The organism is Streptomyces sp. NPDC051976, from assembly GCF_040680795.1.
Lineage (GTDB): Bacteria > Actinomycetota > Actinomycetes > Streptomycetales > Streptomycetaceae > Actinacidiphila.
The window spans coordinates 185,909-204,533 of sequence record NZ_JBFAXL010000005.1; the positions used below are offsets into that span (position 1 = coordinate 185,909).

Annotated in this window: 16 protein-coding genes; 7 read left to right on the forward strand and 9 right to left on the reverse strand. The window is 75.2% G+C overall.

What is annotated here, in order from left to right; all coding sequences use genetic code 11:
* Positions 1-86: 86 nt before the first annotated feature.
* Positions 87-1,352: a hypothetical protein gene (locus AB0M29_RS08245; protein WP_365380704.1), complete on the forward strand. Its 1,266-nt coding sequence runs from the start codon at positions 87-89 to the stop codon at positions 1,350-1,352.
* 18 nt (positions 1,353-1,370) lie between these two features.
* Here the strand turns inward: AB0M29_RS08245 and AB0M29_RS08250 are convergent, their stop codons facing one another.
* Together AB0M29_RS08250 and AB0M29_RS08255 are read right to left on the reverse strand one after the other, a co-directional pair.
* Complete coding sequence (locus tag AB0M29_RS08250) at positions 1,371-1,856, reverse strand: SRPBCC family protein (RefSeq protein WP_365380707.1); 486 nt, start codon at positions 1,854-1,856, stop codon at positions 1,371-1,373.
* A 25-nt stretch (positions 1,857-1,881) separates the two neighbouring features.
* Entirely contained in the window at positions 1,882-2,718 is an 837-nt protein-coding gene (locus tag AB0M29_RS08255) for a DeoR/GlpR family DNA-binding transcription regulator (RefSeq protein WP_365380710.1), read from the reverse strand.
* A 241-nt stretch (positions 2,719-2,959) separates the two neighbouring features.
* Between AB0M29_RS08255 and AB0M29_RS08260 the strand changes: the two genes are divergently transcribed.
* Entirely contained in the window at positions 2,960-5,617 is a 2,658-nt protein-coding gene (locus AB0M29_RS08260; protein WP_365380712.1) for a hypothetical protein, read from the forward strand.
* Here the strand turns inward: AB0M29_RS08260 and AB0M29_RS08265 are convergent.
* The 4 genes from AB0M29_RS08265 to AB0M29_RS08280 all read right to left on the reverse strand — a co-directional run bounded on the left by AB0M29_RS08265 (position 5,587) and on the right by AB0M29_RS08280 (position 10,403).
* On the reverse strand, positions 5,587-7,992 hold the full coding sequence (locus AB0M29_RS08265) for a right-handed parallel beta-helix repeat-containing protein (protein WP_365380715.1): 2,406 nt from the start codon (positions 7,990-7,992) through the stop codon (positions 5,587-5,589). The genes AB0M29_RS08260 and AB0M29_RS08265 overlap by 31 nt on opposite strands.
* Positions 7,993-8,167: 175 nt before the next feature.
* Positions 8,168-8,875, reverse strand: a complete 708-nt coding sequence (locus AB0M29_RS08270) for a hypothetical protein (RefSeq protein WP_365380718.1) — start codon at positions 8,873-8,875, stop codon at positions 8,168-8,170.
* A gap of 95 nt (positions 8,876-8,970) precedes the next feature.
* A complete protein-coding gene (locus AB0M29_RS08275) occupies positions 8,971-9,828 on the reverse strand; it encodes an MOSC N-terminal beta barrel domain-containing protein (RefSeq protein ID WP_365380721.1) in 858 nt (285 codons plus the stop codon).
* A gap of 29 nt (positions 9,829-9,857) precedes the next feature.
* On the reverse strand, positions 9,858-10,403 hold the full coding sequence (locus tag AB0M29_RS08280) for a DUF6643 family protein (RefSeq protein ID WP_365380724.1): 546 nt from the start codon (positions 10,401-10,403) through the stop codon (positions 9,858-9,860).
* A gap of 203 nt (positions 10,404-10,606) precedes the next feature.
* Between AB0M29_RS08280 and AB0M29_RS08285 the strand changes: the two genes are divergently transcribed.
* Both AB0M29_RS08285 and AB0M29_RS08290 read left to right on the forward strand, forming a co-directional pair.
* Positions 10,607-11,818: a TerD family protein gene (locus AB0M29_RS08285; RefSeq protein WP_365380727.1), complete on the forward strand. Its 1,212-nt coding sequence runs from the start codon at positions 10,607-10,609 to the stop codon at positions 11,816-11,818.
* 152 nt (positions 11,819-11,970) lie between these two features.
* On the forward strand, positions 11,971-13,083 hold the full coding sequence (locus AB0M29_RS08290; protein WP_365380729.1) for a glycosyltransferase: 1,113 nt from the start codon (positions 11,971-11,973) through the stop codon (positions 13,081-13,083).
* Here the strand turns inward: AB0M29_RS08290 and AB0M29_RS08295 are convergent.
* Both AB0M29_RS08295 and AB0M29_RS08300 read right to left on the reverse strand, forming a co-directional pair.
* Positions 13,080-14,267, reverse strand: a complete 1,188-nt coding sequence (locus AB0M29_RS08295) for a glycosyltransferase (RefSeq protein ID WP_365380732.1) — start codon at positions 14,265-14,267, stop codon at positions 13,080-13,082. The two genes, AB0M29_RS08290 and AB0M29_RS08295, sit on opposite strands and share 4 nt — an antisense overlap.
* A 70-nt stretch (positions 14,268-14,337) precedes the next feature.
* Complete coding sequence (locus tag AB0M29_RS08300) at positions 14,338-14,919, reverse strand: GNAT family N-acetyltransferase (protein WP_365380735.1); 582 nt, start codon at positions 14,917-14,919, stop codon at positions 14,338-14,340.
* Positions 14,920-14,989: 70 nt separating this feature from the next.
* Here AB0M29_RS08300 and AB0M29_RS08305 point away from each other — a divergent pair, with 70 nt between their 5' ends.
* Complete coding sequence (locus tag AB0M29_RS08305; RefSeq protein ID WP_365380737.1) at positions 14,990-15,760, forward strand: aspartate/glutamate racemase family protein; 771 nt, start codon at positions 14,990-14,992, stop codon at positions 15,758-15,760.
* 47 nt (positions 15,761-15,807) lie between these two features.
* Positions 15,808-16,359 carry a hypothetical protein gene (locus AB0M29_RS08310; RefSeq protein ID WP_365380739.1) on the forward strand — a complete coding sequence of 184 codons (552 nt, stop codon included), beginning with the start codon at positions 15,808-15,810 and terminating at the stop codon, positions 16,357-16,359.
* A gap of 297 nt (positions 16,360-16,656) precedes the next feature.
* Here the strand turns inward: AB0M29_RS08310 and AB0M29_RS08315 are convergent, their stop codons facing one another.
* Positions 16,657-17,772: an O-antigen ligase family protein gene (locus AB0M29_RS08315; RefSeq protein ID WP_365380742.1), complete on the reverse strand. Its 1,116-nt coding sequence runs from the start codon at positions 17,770-17,772 to the stop codon at positions 16,657-16,659.
* Positions 17,773-18,036: 264 nt separating this feature from the next.
* Between AB0M29_RS08315 and AB0M29_RS08320 the strand changes: the two genes are divergently transcribed.
* Positions 18,037-18,546, forward strand: coding sequence for an NUDIX domain-containing protein (locus AB0M29_RS08320; protein ID WP_365380744.1), 510 nt, complete (start codon positions 18,037-18,039; stop codon positions 18,544-18,546).
* Positions 18,547-18,625: the final 79 nt, after the last annotated feature.

An 18,625-nucleotide genomic window follows, 5' to 3' on the forward strand; every position in this document is an offset into this window, starting at 1 on the left:
CGATCCGTTGTTCGCCTGTGGGGGCACTCGAGTGAGCGGTACCTCGCCTTCCCCAGGCATGCCTGGACGAGACGAGAGCGACTGCCGTGACCACCGATTCATCGCCGGCCCCCGCCGAGGAGCCGTCCATCCCCGACGACGTGTGGGACCGGTTCGTCCAGGACAGCGAGAGCGCGATACGCGCCAGCGCGCCCAAGGAACCCTCGGCGCGCGCCCGGATGGTCGCCAGGAGGCTGCGCGAGGAGGACGAGCGCAGGGCGGCGGAACCCCCGGCGCGCCGGCGGCGGTTGCCGGGCTTCCGGCGCGGCCGTGGTGGGTCGCCGGCGTCGTCCTCCGCGACGGCATGGCGCGCGGGCTCCTCGGCTGACGCCGAGCGACGGCTGCGCCGCCGGTCGCAGTTCCGCGGCCTGCTGGGCGTGCTGCTGGTCGTCGTCCTGCTGCTGATCGCCCTCTCGCCGAGCCGCGCCTGGTCCTGGGTGACCGGCAAGGGCGGCCATCACAGCAGCGCCGCCGCGCAGCCGATCCCCACCACCCAGGCCCCGGAGACCGCGGCGCCGACCGCCGCGCCGCCCAGCGTCGACCCCGATCTGCCCACGCTGAAGCGGCCGTTCGCCGGGTCGCCCGCGCAAGCCTGGGGCAACGGCGCGGACGCCATCGTGCTGCCGCCCGCCGCCCGCTACGGCGTCTCCTCCAAGACGGCGGTCGCCACGGCCCTGCGCCAGGCCAAGGACTTCCTGGTGGACGCCAATCTCGACCCCGCGGTGCTGGCGGGCGGCCGCCCCGACAAGGCGCTCGCGCTGGTCGACCAGGCGGCCACGCGGTCGCTGGCCGACATCCGCGCCTCCCTGGCCAAGCCCACCCAGAAGCAGAACACGTCCAACCTGTTCTCGCGGTTCGCACCCGCCGAGGCGCGGGTCGTCGGGAGCGTGGTGAAGGTGCGCGGGCGGATGACCGTGCGGAAGGGCGAGATGGGCGGCGTCCGGATCGACGCCGACTACACCTTCGTCTACCCGCTGCGGCAGGCGCGGGACCAGAGCGCGTCACCGGAGATCGCCCGGACGATCGTGCGCCGCACCCTCACCTTCGAACTGCCCGACCCGAACCGCTGGCAGCACACTCCCGGCAAGCTGGCGCTGACCCGGTGGAACGGCGACATCGGCAACAGCGCCTGCGGGATCTACGACGGTCTGCTGCACCCGGAGTTCCCGCACGCCGCCGAGCCGACACCCACCGGCACCGCGAGCGGCACCCCCCGGCCCACCCCGAAGGGCCCGGCCACCGACCCGTACGACCGCAGCAGGCCGCTCGGCTGGGGGCAGACCGGCGACTGCGGCAGGGTCAGCAGGACCTGACGGCCCATGCGTCGGCGATCAGGCGGTGATCCCCCGGTCGAGCGCGCGCGCCGCGCCGTGGAAGGCGCGGCGCAGACCGGGGGAGATCAGCCGTAGCGCGACGCGGGTCACGAGCGGGCCGTCGGCGGCGATCCTCCAGCGCAGCACGCTGCCCCCGCCCGCGCCGGGCGCGGGCACCACCCGCCACTCCTCCAGCAGCGCGCGCACACCGGGGCCGTTCATGGTGTCGGCGCGGTAGGCGTAGCGGGAGGGCTCGTCGGCGGCCAGTACGGTCTCCTCGAAGCGGACCCCGCCGGAGAGCACGACATCGCGGCCGATCGGCGTCGGCGTGGCCGACACCACCGCGGCGAACCACCGGGACCAGCCCTCGGTGTCGACGGCGAGGGCGTGGTAGACGGCCTCGGGGGACGAGCTGAGCGCGGCGGAGAAGGACAGTCTCACCGGAGCGCTGTCGAGGAAGTCCAACTCGACGTCGCGCAGTGGGCGTTGCGTACGGGGGGCCATGCGCGGCAGCGTACAGAGGCCGTTCTCAGATGTCTGCGGGGCCCTCGGGTTCGCCCGCGACGATCAGGTCCGACAGGTGCTCGCCGATCTCGGCCCGCAGCACCTCGGGGATACCGGCGTCGGTGACCAGGGTGTCCACGTCCTCCAGGGAGGCGAAGGAACTCAGGCCCACCGTGCCCCACTTGGTGTGGTCGGCGATCACCACGACGCGCCGCGCGGAGCGGACGAACTGCCGGTTGGTCTCGGCCTCCGCCAGGTTCGGCGTCGACAGGCCCGCCTCGACCGAGATGCCGTGCACACCGAGGAAGAGCAGGTCGAAGTGGAGCGACTGGATGGCCCGGTCCGCGACCGGCCCGACCAGCGTCTCCGACGGGGTGCGGACACCGCCGGTGATGACCACCGTCGCGGACCCCTCGCCGTTCTGCCCGCCCGGCCGCCGCTGGCCGGACTGGAAGACGTCCGCGACCCGTACCGAGTTGGTGACCACGGTCAGGTCGGGGACGTCGAGGAGGTGGTGGGCCAGGGCGAAGGTGGTGGTGCCGCCCGCGAGCGCGATGGCGCTGCCCGGCGTGACCAGGGCGGCCGCGGCCCGCGCGATGGCCTCCTTGGCGCCCAGCTCCAGGGCCGACTTCGCCTCGAAGCCCGGCTCGTGGCTGCTGGCCTCGACGACCGGGACCGCGCCGCCGTGCACCTTCTCCACGACGCCCTGCCTGGCCAGCGCGTCGAGGTCGCGCCGCACCGTCATGTCGGAGACGTTCAGCCTGCGGGTCAGCTCGTTGACGCGGACGCCGCCACGGCGCCGCACCTCGTCGAGGATCAGGGCCCGCCGCTGCTCCGCGAGCAGGTTCTGGTTGTCGCTCACCCGTGACCCCGTCCTGTCCGTCTCGTTGTCCGCGGTACCGCTGCCGGGGGCCGGTCGCGCGCCGCCGTCGTCCTGTGCCGGACATCTTTCCATGACCAGCCGCCACAGGTGTACGCCAGGTGACCACCGCGTACCACTTCCGACCACCGGGATCACGATTACGGCACGGTTGGCGTGTGCATGGCTGGCCGTCGAGGCGTGCGGGCACCACGAGGGTGACCGCGAGGGACAGGGGCCAGCCATGCTGTTGCCGGTCGAACCCGACACCGAAGCGGCAGGCGCGCCCCCGCTCGCCCTGGAACTCCTGGTGCACGGGGTCGGCGGCACCACCCCCGAGCGCATGCTCGACGACCCCCGTACCGTACGCCTCGCGGGCGACGAGACGGCCGGAATACACCGCCGCGCCTGCGACGCCGAGGCGGAGAAGCACCCCGGGCGGCACACCAGGGGACCGGTGCCCGAGGCGTACTGCTGGTCCAACCTCACCTCGGGCAACGGCAGCCGGGCGCTGTGGCTGCTGCTGCTCCCGTTCATGATCGTCAATCTGGCGCACTGGATGCGCCCGCCGTCGCCCCGGGCCCGGCTCAGCCGCGGCTACGAGGCACTGGTCCGGCTGATCGCGCTCACCCTGACCGTGCTGCTGGTCGCCGCCGTCTGCGAGGTGGCGCTCGACATCGTCGGCTGGCAGTGCGCGGGCCGGGCACGCTGCTCACGCGGCACGTCCTGGCTGGGCTTCGCCGCCGTCGAGCGCGGCGGCTGGTGGAGCGAGCCCGGCCGCAGGCTCGCCGCGGCGGCCCCCGTCCCGCTGGCGCTCACCGCGCTGCTGTGGTGGCTGTCCCGCCGCACCTGGTACGCGTACGAATCGCAGCGCCCCTCCGTCCGGCCGGGTCCGCCGCCCGCACCTGGCACCCCCGCCCTCGCGCTGCCCGGATTCTGGTACGGCCGCCGCTCGGTCGCCCGGCTGCGCACCGCCCACACCGCGGCGGGCCTGCTCACCGTCGCCACCGCCCTGTGCGTACCGGCGCTGCGCTACGACAACGCGCACGCCGGGCTGCTGCTGCCCGCGGCGGGCTGGACGCTCGCCGCCCTGCTGGCCCTGATGTCGGCCGCCGCCGTCGCCGGGGCCTGCCGGGCCCGCCGCACCGAGGCCGGTCTCGACGAGACCACCGACCACCTCACCACCCGGGTGCTGCTCTACGGTTCCGCGGCCGTCGTGCTGGCCGCCGCCGTCTACAGCGGCTGGCACCGGCCCGCCTGGACCTCGTCGGGACGGCTGCCCGCGGCCCAGACCTTCACCGCGCTCACCATCCTCCAGGGCGCCCTGATCGCCGCGCTGGCACTGGCCGCGACCGTGCTGCACCGCTCGGGACGGCGCGCGGGAAATCCGGACCCGGGCGGTGCGGGTACAGGCGGTGCGGGCGCGGCCTCGGGTGCGGCGGGCTCGGGCGCGGGGGGTTCCGGTGCGGCGGGTTCCGGTGCCGCGGAGGGAGGGCGCGGCGAGGATGACGCCGCCGAGGCGCGGCTGGCGGGAGGTGTGGCGCTGCACGGACTCGCGGGGCCCGCGGTCGCCCTGCTCGCCTGCGCGCTGGGCGGGGTGCTCACCGGCGGGGTCGCGCAGCGCGCCGCGGACTGGCTGGACCGGGGGCCGACCCCGGGGGAGTCCGGCAGCCCGCTGGCCGGGCCGCCCGCGGTGCTCACCTGGGAGGCGTCGGTGATCCCCGCCGTGCTCGCGGTGCTGCTGCTGGTCACGGCCGCCGCGATCGGGCGCCTGTGGCGGCGGGAGCGGGCGATGCGCGCCGAGGTCGAGCGGATGTACCCGGACGAGCCGCACCAGACGGCACGCACCCGGCAGATCGCCAACGCCATCGCCCGCGCCGGGCTGACCGACAGCGCGCCGGTGCTGATCGCCGTGGTGTGCGCGGCGGCCTTCGCGCTCGGCGGCGGCGCCGTCGCCGGGTCCTGGGCGGGCGGCGGGACACCAGGGGACGCCGCCGCCGGTGCGCCCGCGGCCCTGCGCGATCTCGCGGGCGCCGCCCAGTCGCTGGGCTCCTGGCTGGTCGGCGCCGGGGTGGTGGCCCTCGTCGCGCTGGGCAGACGCGCCTACCGCGACCCCTCCGCCCGCCGTACCGTCGGCATCCTGTGGGACGTGGGCACCTTCTGGCCGCGCGCCGCCCACCCCTTCGCGCCGCCCTGCTACGCCGAGCGCGCCGTCCCCGACCTGAGCTGGCGGATGGCGTCCTGGACCGAGCGCACCGGCGGCCGGATCATCCTGTCCGGCCACTCGCAGGGCAGTGTGCTGGCCGCCGCCGCGGTCTGGCAGCTCGACCCGGTGGTACGCGGCCGCGTCGCCCTGCTCACCTACGGCTGCCCGCTGGCCAGGCTCTACGGGCGCTGGTTCCCGGCACACTTCGGTCCCGCGCTGTTACGCGGGCTCCACGACGACATGCACGCCTGGCGCAATCTGTGGCGCCGTACCGACCCGATCGGCGGCCCGGTCGGCTGCGCGGTGGCGGGCGGCGAGGGCGGCGGGCCACCGCCCGAGCCCGTCGACCGCGGACCGCTGCTCGACCCGGTCGCGTACGGCCGCAGCGTCGCCTACCCGCTGCCGGAACCGGTGCTCGGGCACTCGGACTTCCAGGCCGACCCCGCCTTCGCGCAGGAACGCGCCGCGCTGCTGGCCCGGTTGCCGGTCGTCCCGGCGGCCGGAGTGCCCGCCCAGGTCACCCGGGACCAGCCGAGCCCGCGACAGGCCGCCCCGGACCACGCCGCCCCGGACCACGCCGCCCCGGATCAGCCGCACCCGGACGAGCCCGCACCGGACCGGGCCGCCCCGGACCGGGCAGCCACCCCCGACCCGCCCGGCGCCGGTCAGGGAAGCTCCGGCAGATCCTCCGAGTAGAGGAGCTGCAGTTCGTCGTGGGTGGGTTCGGCGACCTGGGCCAGCCGTCCCGCGTGCCGCTCCACCATCGCCTCGAAGGTCTGCCGCGCGGCCCGCCCGTTGCCGAAACCGGGGCCGCGGGGGATCGCCGTGAAGTACTTCAGCAGCGCCTCGCCCACGTCGTCCCCGAGCCGGTACTCGTGCTCCAGCACCTGCGCCTCGACGATCCGCAGCAGCTCGTCCGCCGTGTAGTCGCCGAAGGTGATGGTCCGTGAGAAACGCGACGCCACACCGGGGTTGGAGGCCAGGAAGCGGTCCATCTCCGCGGTGTAGCCGGCGACGATCACCACCACCGCGTCCCGGTGGTCCTCCATCAGCTTCACCAGGGTGTCGATGGCCTCCCGGCCGAAGTCGCGGCCCGAGTCCTCCGGCGCGAGCGCGTACGCCTCGTCGATGAACAGCACACCGCCGCGCGCCCGTTCGAACGCCTCCTGGGTGCGGATCGCCGTCGAGCCGATGTGCTCGCCGACCAGGTCGACCCGCGCCACCTCCACGAGGTGACCGCGTTCCAGCACCCCGAGCGAGGCGAGGATCTCGCCGTAGAGCCGGGCCACCGTGGTTTTGCCGGTGCCGGGGGAGCCGGTGAAGACCAGATGGCGGCGGAGCGACGGCGCCTTGAGCCCGGCCTCCTGGCGGCGGCGGCCGACCGCGATCAGGTCGATCAGGGTGCGCACCTCGCGCTTGACGCTGTCCAGCCCGACGAGCGCGTCCAGGTCGCCGAGCACGTCGTCGCTCGCGCGGGACGGCGGCGCCGGTGCCTCGGCCTCCGCCGCCACCGGGCGCTGCGCCGGTACGCCGCCCAGCAGGCCGAACGACTGGGCCGCGGTGGCCTGTTGTACGGGTGCGCCCGCAACCGGCGCCGGGTCCGTCGTCGCCGCCCGGTCGCTGGTGCACTCCTCGGTGACAGGACCTGGCTCGGCGAACTCGTAACCGCCGCGCGCACAGCGCTCGGTACGGCACCGGGTCAGTGTCGACCGGCAGCCGTCGATGATGTGGAAGCCGTAGCCGCGGCTGCCGGTCACCCGGCAGGCGGTGAAGGTGCCGCGGCCCTCCGCCGACACATAGATGCCGGACTCGGCGGGGTTGGTGACGGTGCACCGCTCCAGCGTCGGGTCCGCGCCCTTGGTGACGATCACCCCGGTCGCCGTGTCGTCGATGGTGACCTGGGCGAGGGTGCCGCCGCTGCCGTGGTCGCGGAACCAGGCGCCGGTGGCGGCCTCCCGGATCCTGCAGTCGTCCAGCTGGACGTTGGCGCCGTCGCTCACCGAGACCGCGGTGTTGCGGATCTGCGCGAAGTCGGTGTCCACGACGTCGGCCCGGGAGCCCCGGTCGAGCACGAACAGCGCGTCGGGCACGTCGTGGACGCGGCAGGCGTCCAGTATGGCCACGGCGCCGTCGCTGACCCAGACCGCCGGGTAGTCGCCCGTACTGTCGTGGATCTCGCAGGAGTTGGCGTCCGCGCGGGTGCCCGGGTCCCAGACCGACAGGCCGTTGCGGCCGAAGCGGCGGACGGTGCAGCGGGTGAGGGTGAGGACCGAACGGGCCCGCAGGTCTATGGCGTTCTCGGGGATGTCGTGGATGTCGCAGTCGGACAGCGCGAGTACCGCGTCGGTGTCCAGCGTGATGCCGTCGCCGGTCGTGCGGTGCACCTGGCAGTCGGTGAAGTGCGCCGAGGCACGGGAGGAGATCTGCACACCGGTGCCGCGGATCTCGAACACCTCGCAGCCGACGGCCTCGACCACGGTGTTCTCGCCCGTGGCGGAGATCCCGGCGGCCGAGGTGTGGTGCACCCGGCAGCGCTCCAGGCGCGGGGTCGCGCCACCGCGCACCGCGATCCCGGTCTGGCCCGCGGCGACGACCTCGCACTCCTCGAACAGCCCGCCCGCCGCGTCCAGCACGCTGATGCCCAGCCCCGCCGGGTTGTCGACGGTGCAGCGCCGCACGGTGGGCCGTGCGCCCTCACGCACCTCCAGGCCGACCGCGGAGCGGGTGCTGATCCGCAGCCCGGACAGTTCGGGGGCGCCGCCCTCGACGAGCAGCGCGGCGGCCGAGATGTCCTGGCACTCCACGAGCAGGTCCTGCACGGTGGCGGCGGCACGCACGGTGAGCGCGACCCCCGACGCGGGCGCGATCCGCACGGTGCCGGGGCCGTCCGCGCCGCGCAGCGTCACGGCGCGGTCCAGCACCAGGTTCTCGCGGTAGGTACCGGCGCTCACCGACAGGACGTCGCCGTCCGCCGCCGCCTCGATCGCGGCGGCCAGCGTCTCGTACTCGCCGGTGCGGCGGCGCCACCGCGAGCTGCTCGGACTGGTTACCTGCACCACGCCATGTGCCATCGGGCTGCTCTGCCCCCACCTCTTGCAAATCCTGACCGGGGGCTTAACCGTAGCGCGCGCCGAAGGTGGCTGTTGACGAACACCAGTGGGGCGCCCCCTTCCACGGAGCGGGCGGCCGCCCCGGACGGCCGCGTCCAGCAGCGGAGCGAAAGCGTCAACCAGCGGAGCGAAGGCGTCAACCGCCCGCGCCCGCACGCCCCCAGTCCTGGCCGACCCGGGCCCACTCGCGCTCCCATCCGGCCAGCCGCCGGCGCATCAGCCGCCACATGACGAGCTGCCGCGACACCAGCAGCACCCCGCCGGCCGCGGCGCCGGTGACGAAGCCCGCCAGCGCCGCGTGCGTGGCGGCGGTGGGGCCGTCCAGCGGCGGCGGCACCAGGTGCCCCGTTTTGTCGGTCCACACGCCCAGACCGCCCGGTCGCCACACCTCGGTGTCGGCGGAGACGGTCACGGTGTGCACCGAGTGGTCGGGAGCGGTCCAGCGGAGCAGGTCGCCGTGGCGCGGGTCGCCGGTGCCGACCGCGGCCGCGCCGGTGGCGGGCTTGCCGGTGTGCGGGTCGACCACCACGGCGGGCACCAGGGTCCGCTCGGTGCGCTGGGTGCGTGCCACGCGCTGCAGCACCCGGTCCACCGAGTGCCCGGCCCAGTAGCCGGCGGCGGGCACGGCGCAGAACAGCAGTACGGTGAGCACTCCCAGCCACGCCTCGACGAGGTCGGTCGGCCTGCGCAGCGGATTGCGCCGCCAGCGCCAGCCGAAGACGGGACGGACCCTGCGGGCCCCGCCACGCCCGCGCCGGGCGCGGACCCCGCGGTCACGGCGGCCCGTGCCGCCGCGGTGGTCCTTGCGGCTCCCGCGCGGTGTGCGGAACCAGCGACGACGCATCGACGGTCACCCCCTTCCCACCCGTTCAACTACCGCAAACGGCACGACTCGTGCGGGGGACGGCCCCGGGGTCGCGGGAGCACCGCCGTGACGCGCTACTCCACCATGGTCAACGGGTCGCCGACGCGAAGGGTTCCGGGATGTTCGGGGATCAGATTCTGGCCGAAAACCAGGCTCGTGCCCATTTTCCGATGCCGGGCCAGCGACAGCAGCGGCTCCCGGCCGCGGCCGGCGCTCGTCTGGTCGGTCGTGGTGATCACACACCGCCCGCAGGGCTTGGCCACCCGGAAGGCGATCCCGCCGATCCGCACCCGCCGCCAGCCGTCCTCGGCCCAGGCGTCGGTGCCGTCCAGGACCACGTTCGGCCGGAACCTGTCCATCGGCAGCGGCCCCTCGTGCGGCCGGGGGCCGCCGGCGATCAGCGCGTTCAGCGCCGCGAGCGAGGACGTCGTCGTCACCAGCAGCGGGAAGCCGTCGGCGAGGCTCACCGTGTCACCCGGCTGGGAGAACTCGGGATCCACCGGCCGCCGTACGGCCGGATCGTCCATGTACGTCAGCCGCACCGGCGTGCCCAGATAGCGGCCGAACCACGCGTCGGCCGCCTCGCCGACCGGGATGACCTCGATCTTGGCCGAGAAGTGGCGTGCGGTCTCCAGCGCCGCCGGATCCCCGGGCGGCGCGGCGATCTCGATCGGCTCCTGCCCCGGCCCGGTCACCCGCAGACCGCCACCCCCCACGGGTTCGGCGGCCAGCAGTGCCAGGCGGGGCTGCTCCCGCTGTGTCACGGCCTTCAGATGCACCGGGTCGACCAGCATCCAGCGCCGGTCGCCCTCCAGACCCCACCGCTCCACCACCGCTTCCGGCGTGCTGATCCCCCGCAGCGACTTGACCGGATAGAAGTGCAGCGCGCTCACCCGGGCGCTGGCGGCGGGACGTGCCGAGCTGGTGGTCATACCGTCATCCTGCCAGGACGACGGCGCGGTCAGCCCTGGTAGTAGCCCTGGCCCAGGTTCCGGCGCTGCTGGTACGGGTCCTCGGGGTGGCCACCGGGCACCTGCCGCGGCGGTACGGGACGCGGCGGCACCGGCCGCGCGGCCTCGTAACCGGACGGCGAGGGCTGCGGCGGCTGCGCGGGGTAACCGTTTCCGTTCGCGCTCGGATAACCGTTGAACCCGCCGCGCGGCGCGGCCGCCTGCTGCGGGATGTACGGCGCGGGCGTCTGCGGGAAGCCGCCGGTCGGGTAGCCGTTGTGCACCGGCTGCATCTGCGGCTGGGTGTACTGCGGCGAGGGCGTCGACGGACCCGACGGCAGCGCGGGCAGGGCGGGCAGCGCCGGGAGGTTGCTGCCGTACCCGTTGTAGCTCCCGGTGTCGTACTGCGAGTACGGGGACGGGACGCGGATGGGCGCGATCTGCGGTGTGCCTCGCTCGGCCACGAGGCTGTCGTAGATCGGGGTGTCCGGGAAGGACGAAGACGAGGGGTAGTAGCTGCTGTAGCCGCCACCATAGTTACCGCGGGGGGAGCTCATGGGCCATAAGTTAAGCCCACGATGTGGTCGTTGGGGAGACTGATTAGCGGGTTGTTTGCGGCGTGATGTGTGGTGCCACGTCCCCAATATGAGCGAATCCGGGGAAATCGGTCACGCATCATGATGTGATCAGGTAAAAGCCAAGCGTCGCAGGGGTTACCGGGGGTCGCCGGAGGACGCGTCGCAGGGGGGAGGGGAACCGGATGAACCTGCGCAAGGGTGAGAATGTGCCGTTGCCGACGACAGCGGTGCAGGTGGAGTTCGCGCGGGGGGCCGGAGCGGGAATTCCGCGCGCCGATCTCTGCGTGCTGCTCCTGGCGGACGGCGCGGCCCGCGGACCGGACGATCTGGTGCACGCCGCCGCCCCGGCGGACCGCTCGGGCGCGGTCCGGCTCGCCGGGAGCGCGGCGTCCGGCGCGACGGTCACCGACACTCTTTCGGTGGACCTGGCGTCCCTCGAACCGGCCGTCACCTCCGTGCTGATCGCCGCCCGCGCGGACGGCGGGCCCATCGGCAGCGTCCCGGGACTCGACCTGCGGGTCACCGCGGGTGGTTCCGAGGCGGCCCGCTTCGACTGCGCGGGCGCCTCCTCCGAGACGGCCTACGTCCTCGGCGAGTGCTACCGGCGGGGCGGCGGCTGGAAGTTCCGTGCCGTCGGGCAGGGCTATGACACCGGTTTCGGCGCACTGGCGGCGGCGTACGGTCTGGTGACGGGTGACCTGCCGGTCGGGGCGACAGCGGTGGTGGCCGCGCCCGCGCCCGCCCCGGGGCCCGTGCCGGCGCCTGTCCCCGCGCCCGTACGGCTGACCAAGGTCACGCTCACCAAGGAGGCGCCCGCCGTCTCGCTCACCAAGCAGGGCGGGTCGTCGGGGGCGCTGCGGGTCAACCTGAGCTGGCAGGCCGACCCCGGGCGGTCCGCCGGGCCGTTCTCCAAGGGCGGCGTCGACCTCGACCTGTGCGCGCTCTTCGAGCTCTCCGACGGCAGCAAGGGCGTCGTCCAGGCGCTCGGCGGCGCCTTCGGGTCACTGCAGCAGCCGCCGTTCCTGCAACTCGACGGCGACGACCGCAGCGGAGCCGGCGAGGCGGGCGAGAACCTCACCGTCAATCTCGACCACACCGCCAACTTCCGGCGGATTCTCGTCTTCGTCACCATCTACGCGGGCGCCCGCAGCTTCGCCGGACTGCACGCCACCGTCACGCTGCGCCCCGAACACGGGGCGCCCATCGACTTCGCGCTCGACGAGTGCACCGTCCAGTCCAACGTCTGCGCGCTGGCGCTCGTCACCCGCGAAGGCGACGACCTCGTGGTCAGACGCGAGGCCCGCTATCTGGTGCCCCGGCGCGGGGTCAGCCCGCAGCGTACGGTCGACTACGCCTATGGGTGGGGTCTGAACTGGAGACCCGGCCGTAAGTGAGCGCCGCCGCGGGCGTGTGACCCCGGCAGGGACGGCCGCTGTGCCACAGTGTCCGCCGGAGCGGCCCGTTCCGGTGCCGCCCGTGCGGCTCGGGTCGCCTGGGCCGCGTGTGCCTCTTGCGCGGCCTTTGCCGCGGGCCGGGGGTGGCCGCTGTGCGTGTCGTCATGCTGACCGGTCCGGACGGGCCGCCGCGCCCCGCGGACTGGGGCGCCGCCGCCTCCCGCTGCGCCGACACCGTCCGCGTCGCCGTCGTCCCCGCGCTCACGTCGGCGCGGCACGAGGAGCTGCGCGGCGTCGGCCTCGACCCCGGGCCGCCGCGCCGGTACGAGGTCGCCGCGGCCCGCGGAGTCCCGGGCACCGTGGCCCGCATCGTCGCCGCCCTCCGCCACGAGGGCGCGCTGGGCGGCCCGTTCGACCTCCTGCATGTCCACCGGCCCGGCACCGACCGGTACGCGCCGCGCGTGGCGGGGGAGTTGGGCGTTCCCTTCATCGTCAGCGATCACGACCCGCGCTGGTACGGGCATGTCGGCGGGCGTGAACTGCGGCGTGCCGCCCGCCTGTTCGCGGCGGCCGCCGCCGTACTGCCGGTCAGCGACTCGCTGCTGCTGAGGCTGGGCGATCTCGGCCTCCCCGGCCACCACCGGCTGCTGCCGGTGCCGCTGGACGAGGACGCGCTGCCCGCGGTGCCCGCGCGGGCCCGTATCACCCAGGACGCGGTACGCGTCGTGGCCGCGGGGCCGCTCCTCGCGGGGTGCGGCTGGGAGGAGCTGGCCGACGCCTTCGCCGCCGCGCACGCCGCTGACCCCCGGCTGCGGCTGCGCGTCATCGGGGACGGTCCGCACGCCGGCGTGCTGCGCGCCCGCTGCTCGTCAGCCGTCGACTTCGCCCCCGACGCCGGCCGCGCCGCCACCCTCCACGCCCTCGCCCACGCCGACCTCTGCGCTCACCCGCACCCCGCCGCCGGCTTCGGCGAGACCGCCCTCGACGCCCTCGCCTGCGGCACCCAGGTCGTGGCCGCCACCACCGGCGCCCTCCCCGAACTCATCGCCCACGACGGCGGATTCCTCGTCCCCCACCACACCCCCACCGACCTCACCCCCGCCCTCCTCGAAGCCGCCGCCCACCTCCCCCACCACCACCCCCCATCCCTCGCCCACCGCATCCGCCACACCTACGGCCTCCCCGCGTCCGCCGCACGCCTGGCAGCGATCTACGCCGAGGTGTCGGGGCGGGGGCAGGTGCCTGGTCGCCGGTCGGCGGGCTAGGCCGAGGTGTCGGGGCGGGGGTAGGTGCGGCCTTTCCAGGCGGCGCCGCGGCCGCGGTAGTGGTCGCGGGCGGAGTCGAGGGTCATCAGGAGGTAGAGGGCGGCGGTGTAGGGGAGGGTGGGGGCGAGCCACAGGGGCTGGGCGTAGTAGCGCAGCATGGGGAGGTAGGTGGCGGCCATGACGGCCCAGGCGGCGGCGCCGAGGCCGCACAGGGACCAGGAGGCGGTGAGGGCGCCGCCGAGGGCGGCGGCCGGGGGGACGAGGTAGATGAGGGCGAGGCCGAGGACGGTGCCCGCGAGGAGGGCGGGGTTGTGGCGGAGCTGGGCGTAGGCGCTGCGCGAGACCATGTGCCAGAGCTCGCCGAGGTCCGGGTAGGGCCGGACACTGTCCACCCGGTCCGCGAGGCCCAGCCAGATGCGGCCGCCCGAGCGCTTCACCGCGCGGGCCAGCGCCACGTCGTCGATCACCGACTGCCGGATGGCGTCCGGCACTTGGGCCGCGGCGACGGCCGACGCGCGGATCAGGACGCAGCCGCCCGCCGCCGCGGCGGTACGGGAACGCGGCCGGTTGATCCACCGGAAGGGATACAGCTGCGCGAAGAAGTACACGAACGCCGGGACGATGAGCCGCTCCCAGCCCGTCTCCACCCGCAGCCGGGCCATCAGCGAGACCATGTCGAGCTCGGCGTCGACCGCCGCGGCGGCCAACTCCCGCAAGCTGTCCGGGCGGTGGGCGATGTCCGCGTCGGTCAGCAGCAGGAACTCGGGCGCGAACCGCTCCCCGGCCAGCGTGATGCCGTGCCGTACCGCCCACAGCTTCCCGGTCCAGCCGGGCGGCGGCTCACCGGGCGACGAGACGGTCAACGGCAGGCCGCCGTACCGCTCGTGGAGTTCCCCGGCCAGCTCCCCGGTGCCGTCGGTGCTCCCGTCGTCGACGAGGAAGACCTCCGCCCGGCCCGGATAGTCCTGCGCGAGCAGCGACGGCAGGCTCACCCCGAGCACTTCTGCCTCGTCCCGCGCGGGCACCACGACGGCCACCGACGGCCACCGCCGCGGCTCCCCGTCCGGCCGCGCGGCGGTGGCCCGCGGCAGCCGCACGTCGGTCCGCCAGAAACCGCCCTGCCCGGCCAGCAGCCACAGCCACGCCAGCAGCGACATCCCTGCGATCACCGTCAACACCGTCACCCGCGCAGTCTGCCGTACCCGCGGCGCACCGCGGCGGTACGGACACCGCGCGCCGCGCGGAGGCGGCCGCTCAGCCGCGCCCCCGCGCGCCCGCCGGGCGGAGCCTGCGGTGCAGATGGCCTTCCGCCGGGTGGTCCGGCGGGTCGGCGGGCAGCGTCGCGTCCAGCCGGAAGCCGCACTTCTCGGCCACCCGGCACGAGGCGTAGTTGCCGACGGTGTGGAAGAGGTCCAGGTGGCGCAGCGGGGTCGGGAGGGCCAGGCCGAAGGCCCAGTCGCTGACCGCGACGAGCGCGCGGGAGGCGACACCGCGGCCGCGGCCGCCCGCCGAGGTCCAGTAACCGACCTCCGCCCCCGGGCTGTCCGGGCTGAACCCCTTCACCACCAGGTGCCCGACCGGCGGCCCGGCTGGGTCACCGGTCCGGTCGCGTTCCACGACGGCGAAGTTGTACGCGGTGCCCGCCGCCCACGCGTCCGCGTTCCACGCGACCCAGTCGCGGGCCTGGTCCTCGTCGCGCAGCGACCTCCTCAGCCAGCGGCGCAGCTCCGGGTCGCGGTGCGCCTCGACAAGGGCCGCCACGTCGTCCTTCTCCCACGGGCGCAGCAGCAACCCCGGTGCGGTCGCGGTCGGTTTCGCGCGCAGAATCACGTCCATGACAGTCCCCCCTGACCGTGCGGCTGGTGATCGTCAACCTACCGTCGCCCGGGTCGCTAGAGTGTGCGGGGTGAAGATCGCACTGGTGGACTCCGGGATCGGGCTCCTCGCGGCGGCGGCCGCGGTACGGCGGATCCGGCCGGACGCGGATCTCGTACTGTCCTCGGACCCCGGCGGGATGCCCTGGGGACCGCGCACGCCGGGCGATCTCACGGGGCGCGCGCTGGCTTGCGCGCGGGCCGCGCTCGTGCACCGGCCGGACGCGCTGGTCGTGGCCTGCAACACCGCCTCGGTGCACGCGCTGCCCGCGCTGCGGGAGGCGTTCGAGCCCGATGTGCCGGTGATCGGTACGGTGCCGGCGATCAAGCCCGCGGCGGCGGGCGGCGGCGCGGTCGCGATCTGGGCGACGCCCGCCACGACCGGCAGCCCGTACCAGCGCGGGCTCATCGACGCCTTCGGCAACGGCGCCGCGATCACCGAGGTGCCGTGCCCCGGCCTGGCGGACGCCGTACAGCGCGCGGACACCGCCGCGGTGGACGCGGCGGTGCTGGCGGGCGCCGCGCTGACGCCCCCCGGCGTGCGGGCCATCGTGCTCGGCTGCACCCACTACGAGCTGGTCGCGGACCGGATCGCCGCCGCCGTCCCGGGCGCGCGGCTGTACGGGTCCGCGGACGCCGTCGCCGCCCAGGCGCTGCGCCGGATCGGCGCCGATCCGGCCCCCGGGGGCGGGGCCGCGGCCGGTGGGCTGACGGTGATCCTCGACGGCCGGGAGGCCGCGCTGCCCGAGGCCGCGCTCGCGTACGCCGAAGGCGCCTCCCTGGTGACACCCGCCACGGCCTGAGGGGCGTGAGGCTGCCTTCTTCCGGGTATATGAGTACGCTTCCAGGCATGACGGACGCTCCCCGGCAGGAGGACGGCGCCGCACCCCAGGAATGGACCGGGCGGGCCGACAACCGTATGCAGTGGCTGCTCGCCGCGGGCGGGGCCGCCTGTCTGGCCCTCGGAATCGAGCTGGCCGTGGTCGGCACCCGGGTCTTCGACCTGGCCCCGCTGGTCATGTCCGTGGTGGGCTGTGTGGCCGTCGGGCTGCTCGTGCTGTTCGGCACGGTCGCCTTCACCCACGTCCGGGTACGGGTCGACCGCGACGGCGTCGACGTCCGCTGCGGCCACATCGGCGTCCCCCGCCGCCGCATCCCGCTCGACCAGGTCAGCGGCTGCCAGCTCGCCCCCGAGGTCAGCCCCCGCAGCTGGGGCGGCTGGGGCTACCGCTGGCGCCCCGAGAAGGGCACCGCCGTCGTCGTCCGCCGCGGCCCCGGCATCGTCATCGACCTCGGCCCCGGCCACCCCTGCTTCACCGTCACCGTCGACGACGCCGAAAACGCCGTCCGCACCATCCGCACCCTCCTCAGCCTCCGCTCCCACCCCCCCAAGGGCGCCTAACGCCCCGGTGGTGGGCGCCCGTCAGGGGCGCGGGGAACTGCGCGCTCAGCGACGGCGGCGGTCGCGGACAAGTGCCAACCGGTGATGAGCGCCCCGTCAGGGGCGCGAGGAACTGCGCGCCCAGCCACGACGCGGGCCGCGGACGAATGCGAACCGGTGGTGTGCGCCCCGCAGGGGCGCGGGGAACTGCGCGCCCAGCCACGACGGCGGGTCGGATCGCAGCCCCGTGGTGCCCCACCACGCAGCGCTCAGCCGCTCCGGAGCACCCGGGAAGCCCGCGCAGCCCCGCCGCAGGCGTTACTCGAACAGCCCAGCGCCCGTCTCCTCGTCCGGGTCCCCCTCCGGGCACGGAGGGTTTTCGAGGAGGGGGTGGGCCGTGGCGGTGCCCGCGAGGAAGCCGGCGCCGGCGGTGACGACGGCGTAGCTGAGGACGTGGTCGACGGTGGCGAGGAGGGCGAGGCCGGTGAGGGCCGCGGCGGCGGTGAGGACCACGGGGGTCGGGCGGGGCGAGCGCCACAGCGCGCACAGCAGCCAGCCGAAGGCGACGGCCAGGAGGACGGCCCCCGGCACCCCCTGCTCGGCGGCGAGCTGAAGCGGCGCGGACTGCGGCGACTCGTCGGCGGCGGTGTCCGAGGACAGCGCCGTACTCTCCTCGGCGAAGCGCTCGGGGCCGACGCCGCGCAGCGGGTGGTGCACCGCCAGCGTGACCGCCTCGTGCCACAGATCGACCCGCTGCTGGGTGAGCTGCCCGGTCAGCGACTCGGACAGGCCCGACGGCAGGGTGTGCTCGGCCACCGCGTAGCTGCCGCCGACGGCGAGCGCGGCCGCCAGCGCCAGCCCGCACAGGCCGAGCACCCGGCGCCGCATCCGGGCCGCCGCCAGCGAGCACAGCGTCACCGCCACGCCCGCGGCGAACCCGGCGGCCGAGCCCAGCGCCAGCGCCGCCACCGCGGCGCCGAGCCCGGCCAGCCGCAGCCCGATCCGCTGGGCGCGCCCGCGCGCGGCCCACGCCGCGCAGCAGGCCGCGCCCACGGCCAGCACCAGCAGCGCGGCGTCGGCGTTCGCATAGCCAAGCGGCGGCGCGTCCGGATGCGCGGACAGCCGCGTCGGCGGCACCAGGACCAGCGCGAGCACCGCCCCGGCCGCCGCCGCGGGCGCCAGCACCGGCAGCAGCGCGCCGAGAATGCGCCCGGCGGCGTATCCGGCGGTCACCGCGAGGAGGGCGAGCAGCGTGCCCTCGGGGCGGGCCGCCCGGCCCGCTGCGGCGACCAGCGTCCAGACCCCGCAGCACACCAGGATGACGATCCCCGCGGCGTCGAGCGCGCCGCTGTGCGGGCGGGGCGCGCGTGCGAGCGCACGGGTACCACCGGCGCGCTCCCCGCGCGTGGCCCCAGCCGTTTCCCCGGCTGTCATTTCCATCCCCCGGAACCCCCTGCCGCCACCCGGGCGCCCTGGGATCTCTCGTCCGGCGCTCCACGGGATCACCGCGGAGATCCAGACGACACACCCCAGCCCGCCGAGGCTGCCGTCGCGCCCGCGTTTCCCCGCGCGGACGCTCTGTTCCGGTCACCGTAACGGGTGATTGCCCACCCTGTGGATACGTAGCACAGGAACACCACACGCCTGGGAAACCTGGTGCTGATGTGGCGTTCACCTCGGGTCTCGTACCCTCAGGGGATGGCCACTCCCGAATTCATCCGTGACATCCGCGCGAAGGCCGGGGACACCCTGCTGTTCCTGCCCGCCGTGGTGATGGTCGTCTTCGACGACCGCGGTCGCGTCCTGCTCAACCTCCGTGCGGACTCCGGGAAGTGGGCGCTGATCAGCGGCATCCTCGACCCGGGCGAGCAGCCCGCGGAGGCCGCGGTGCGCGAGATCGAGGAGGAGACCGGCGTGCACGCCGTCGTGGAGCGGGTGCTGAGCGTCTTCACCAACGAGCCGGTGGTGTACGACAACGGCGACCGCGCCCAGTACCTCGACGTCGTGCTGCGCTGCCGCGCGGTCGGCGGCGAGGCCCGGGTGAACGACGACGAGTCCCTGGACGTGCGCTGGTTCGCCCTCGACGAGCTGCCGCCGATCGGGCCGAACGCCCGGGGCAGGATCGAACTGGCGCTGCGCGAGGACCCGACCTGGTTCGCGCCCGCGCAGACCCCCGGCGCCGCCCGCGGCGGCTACCCGGTCCCGTAGTCCCCGTGCCGCGCCTGCCGCGTCCCGTGCGCCCGGGTCAACTGCCGCCCGAGCGAACGGGCCCGGGTGCGGAGCCGCC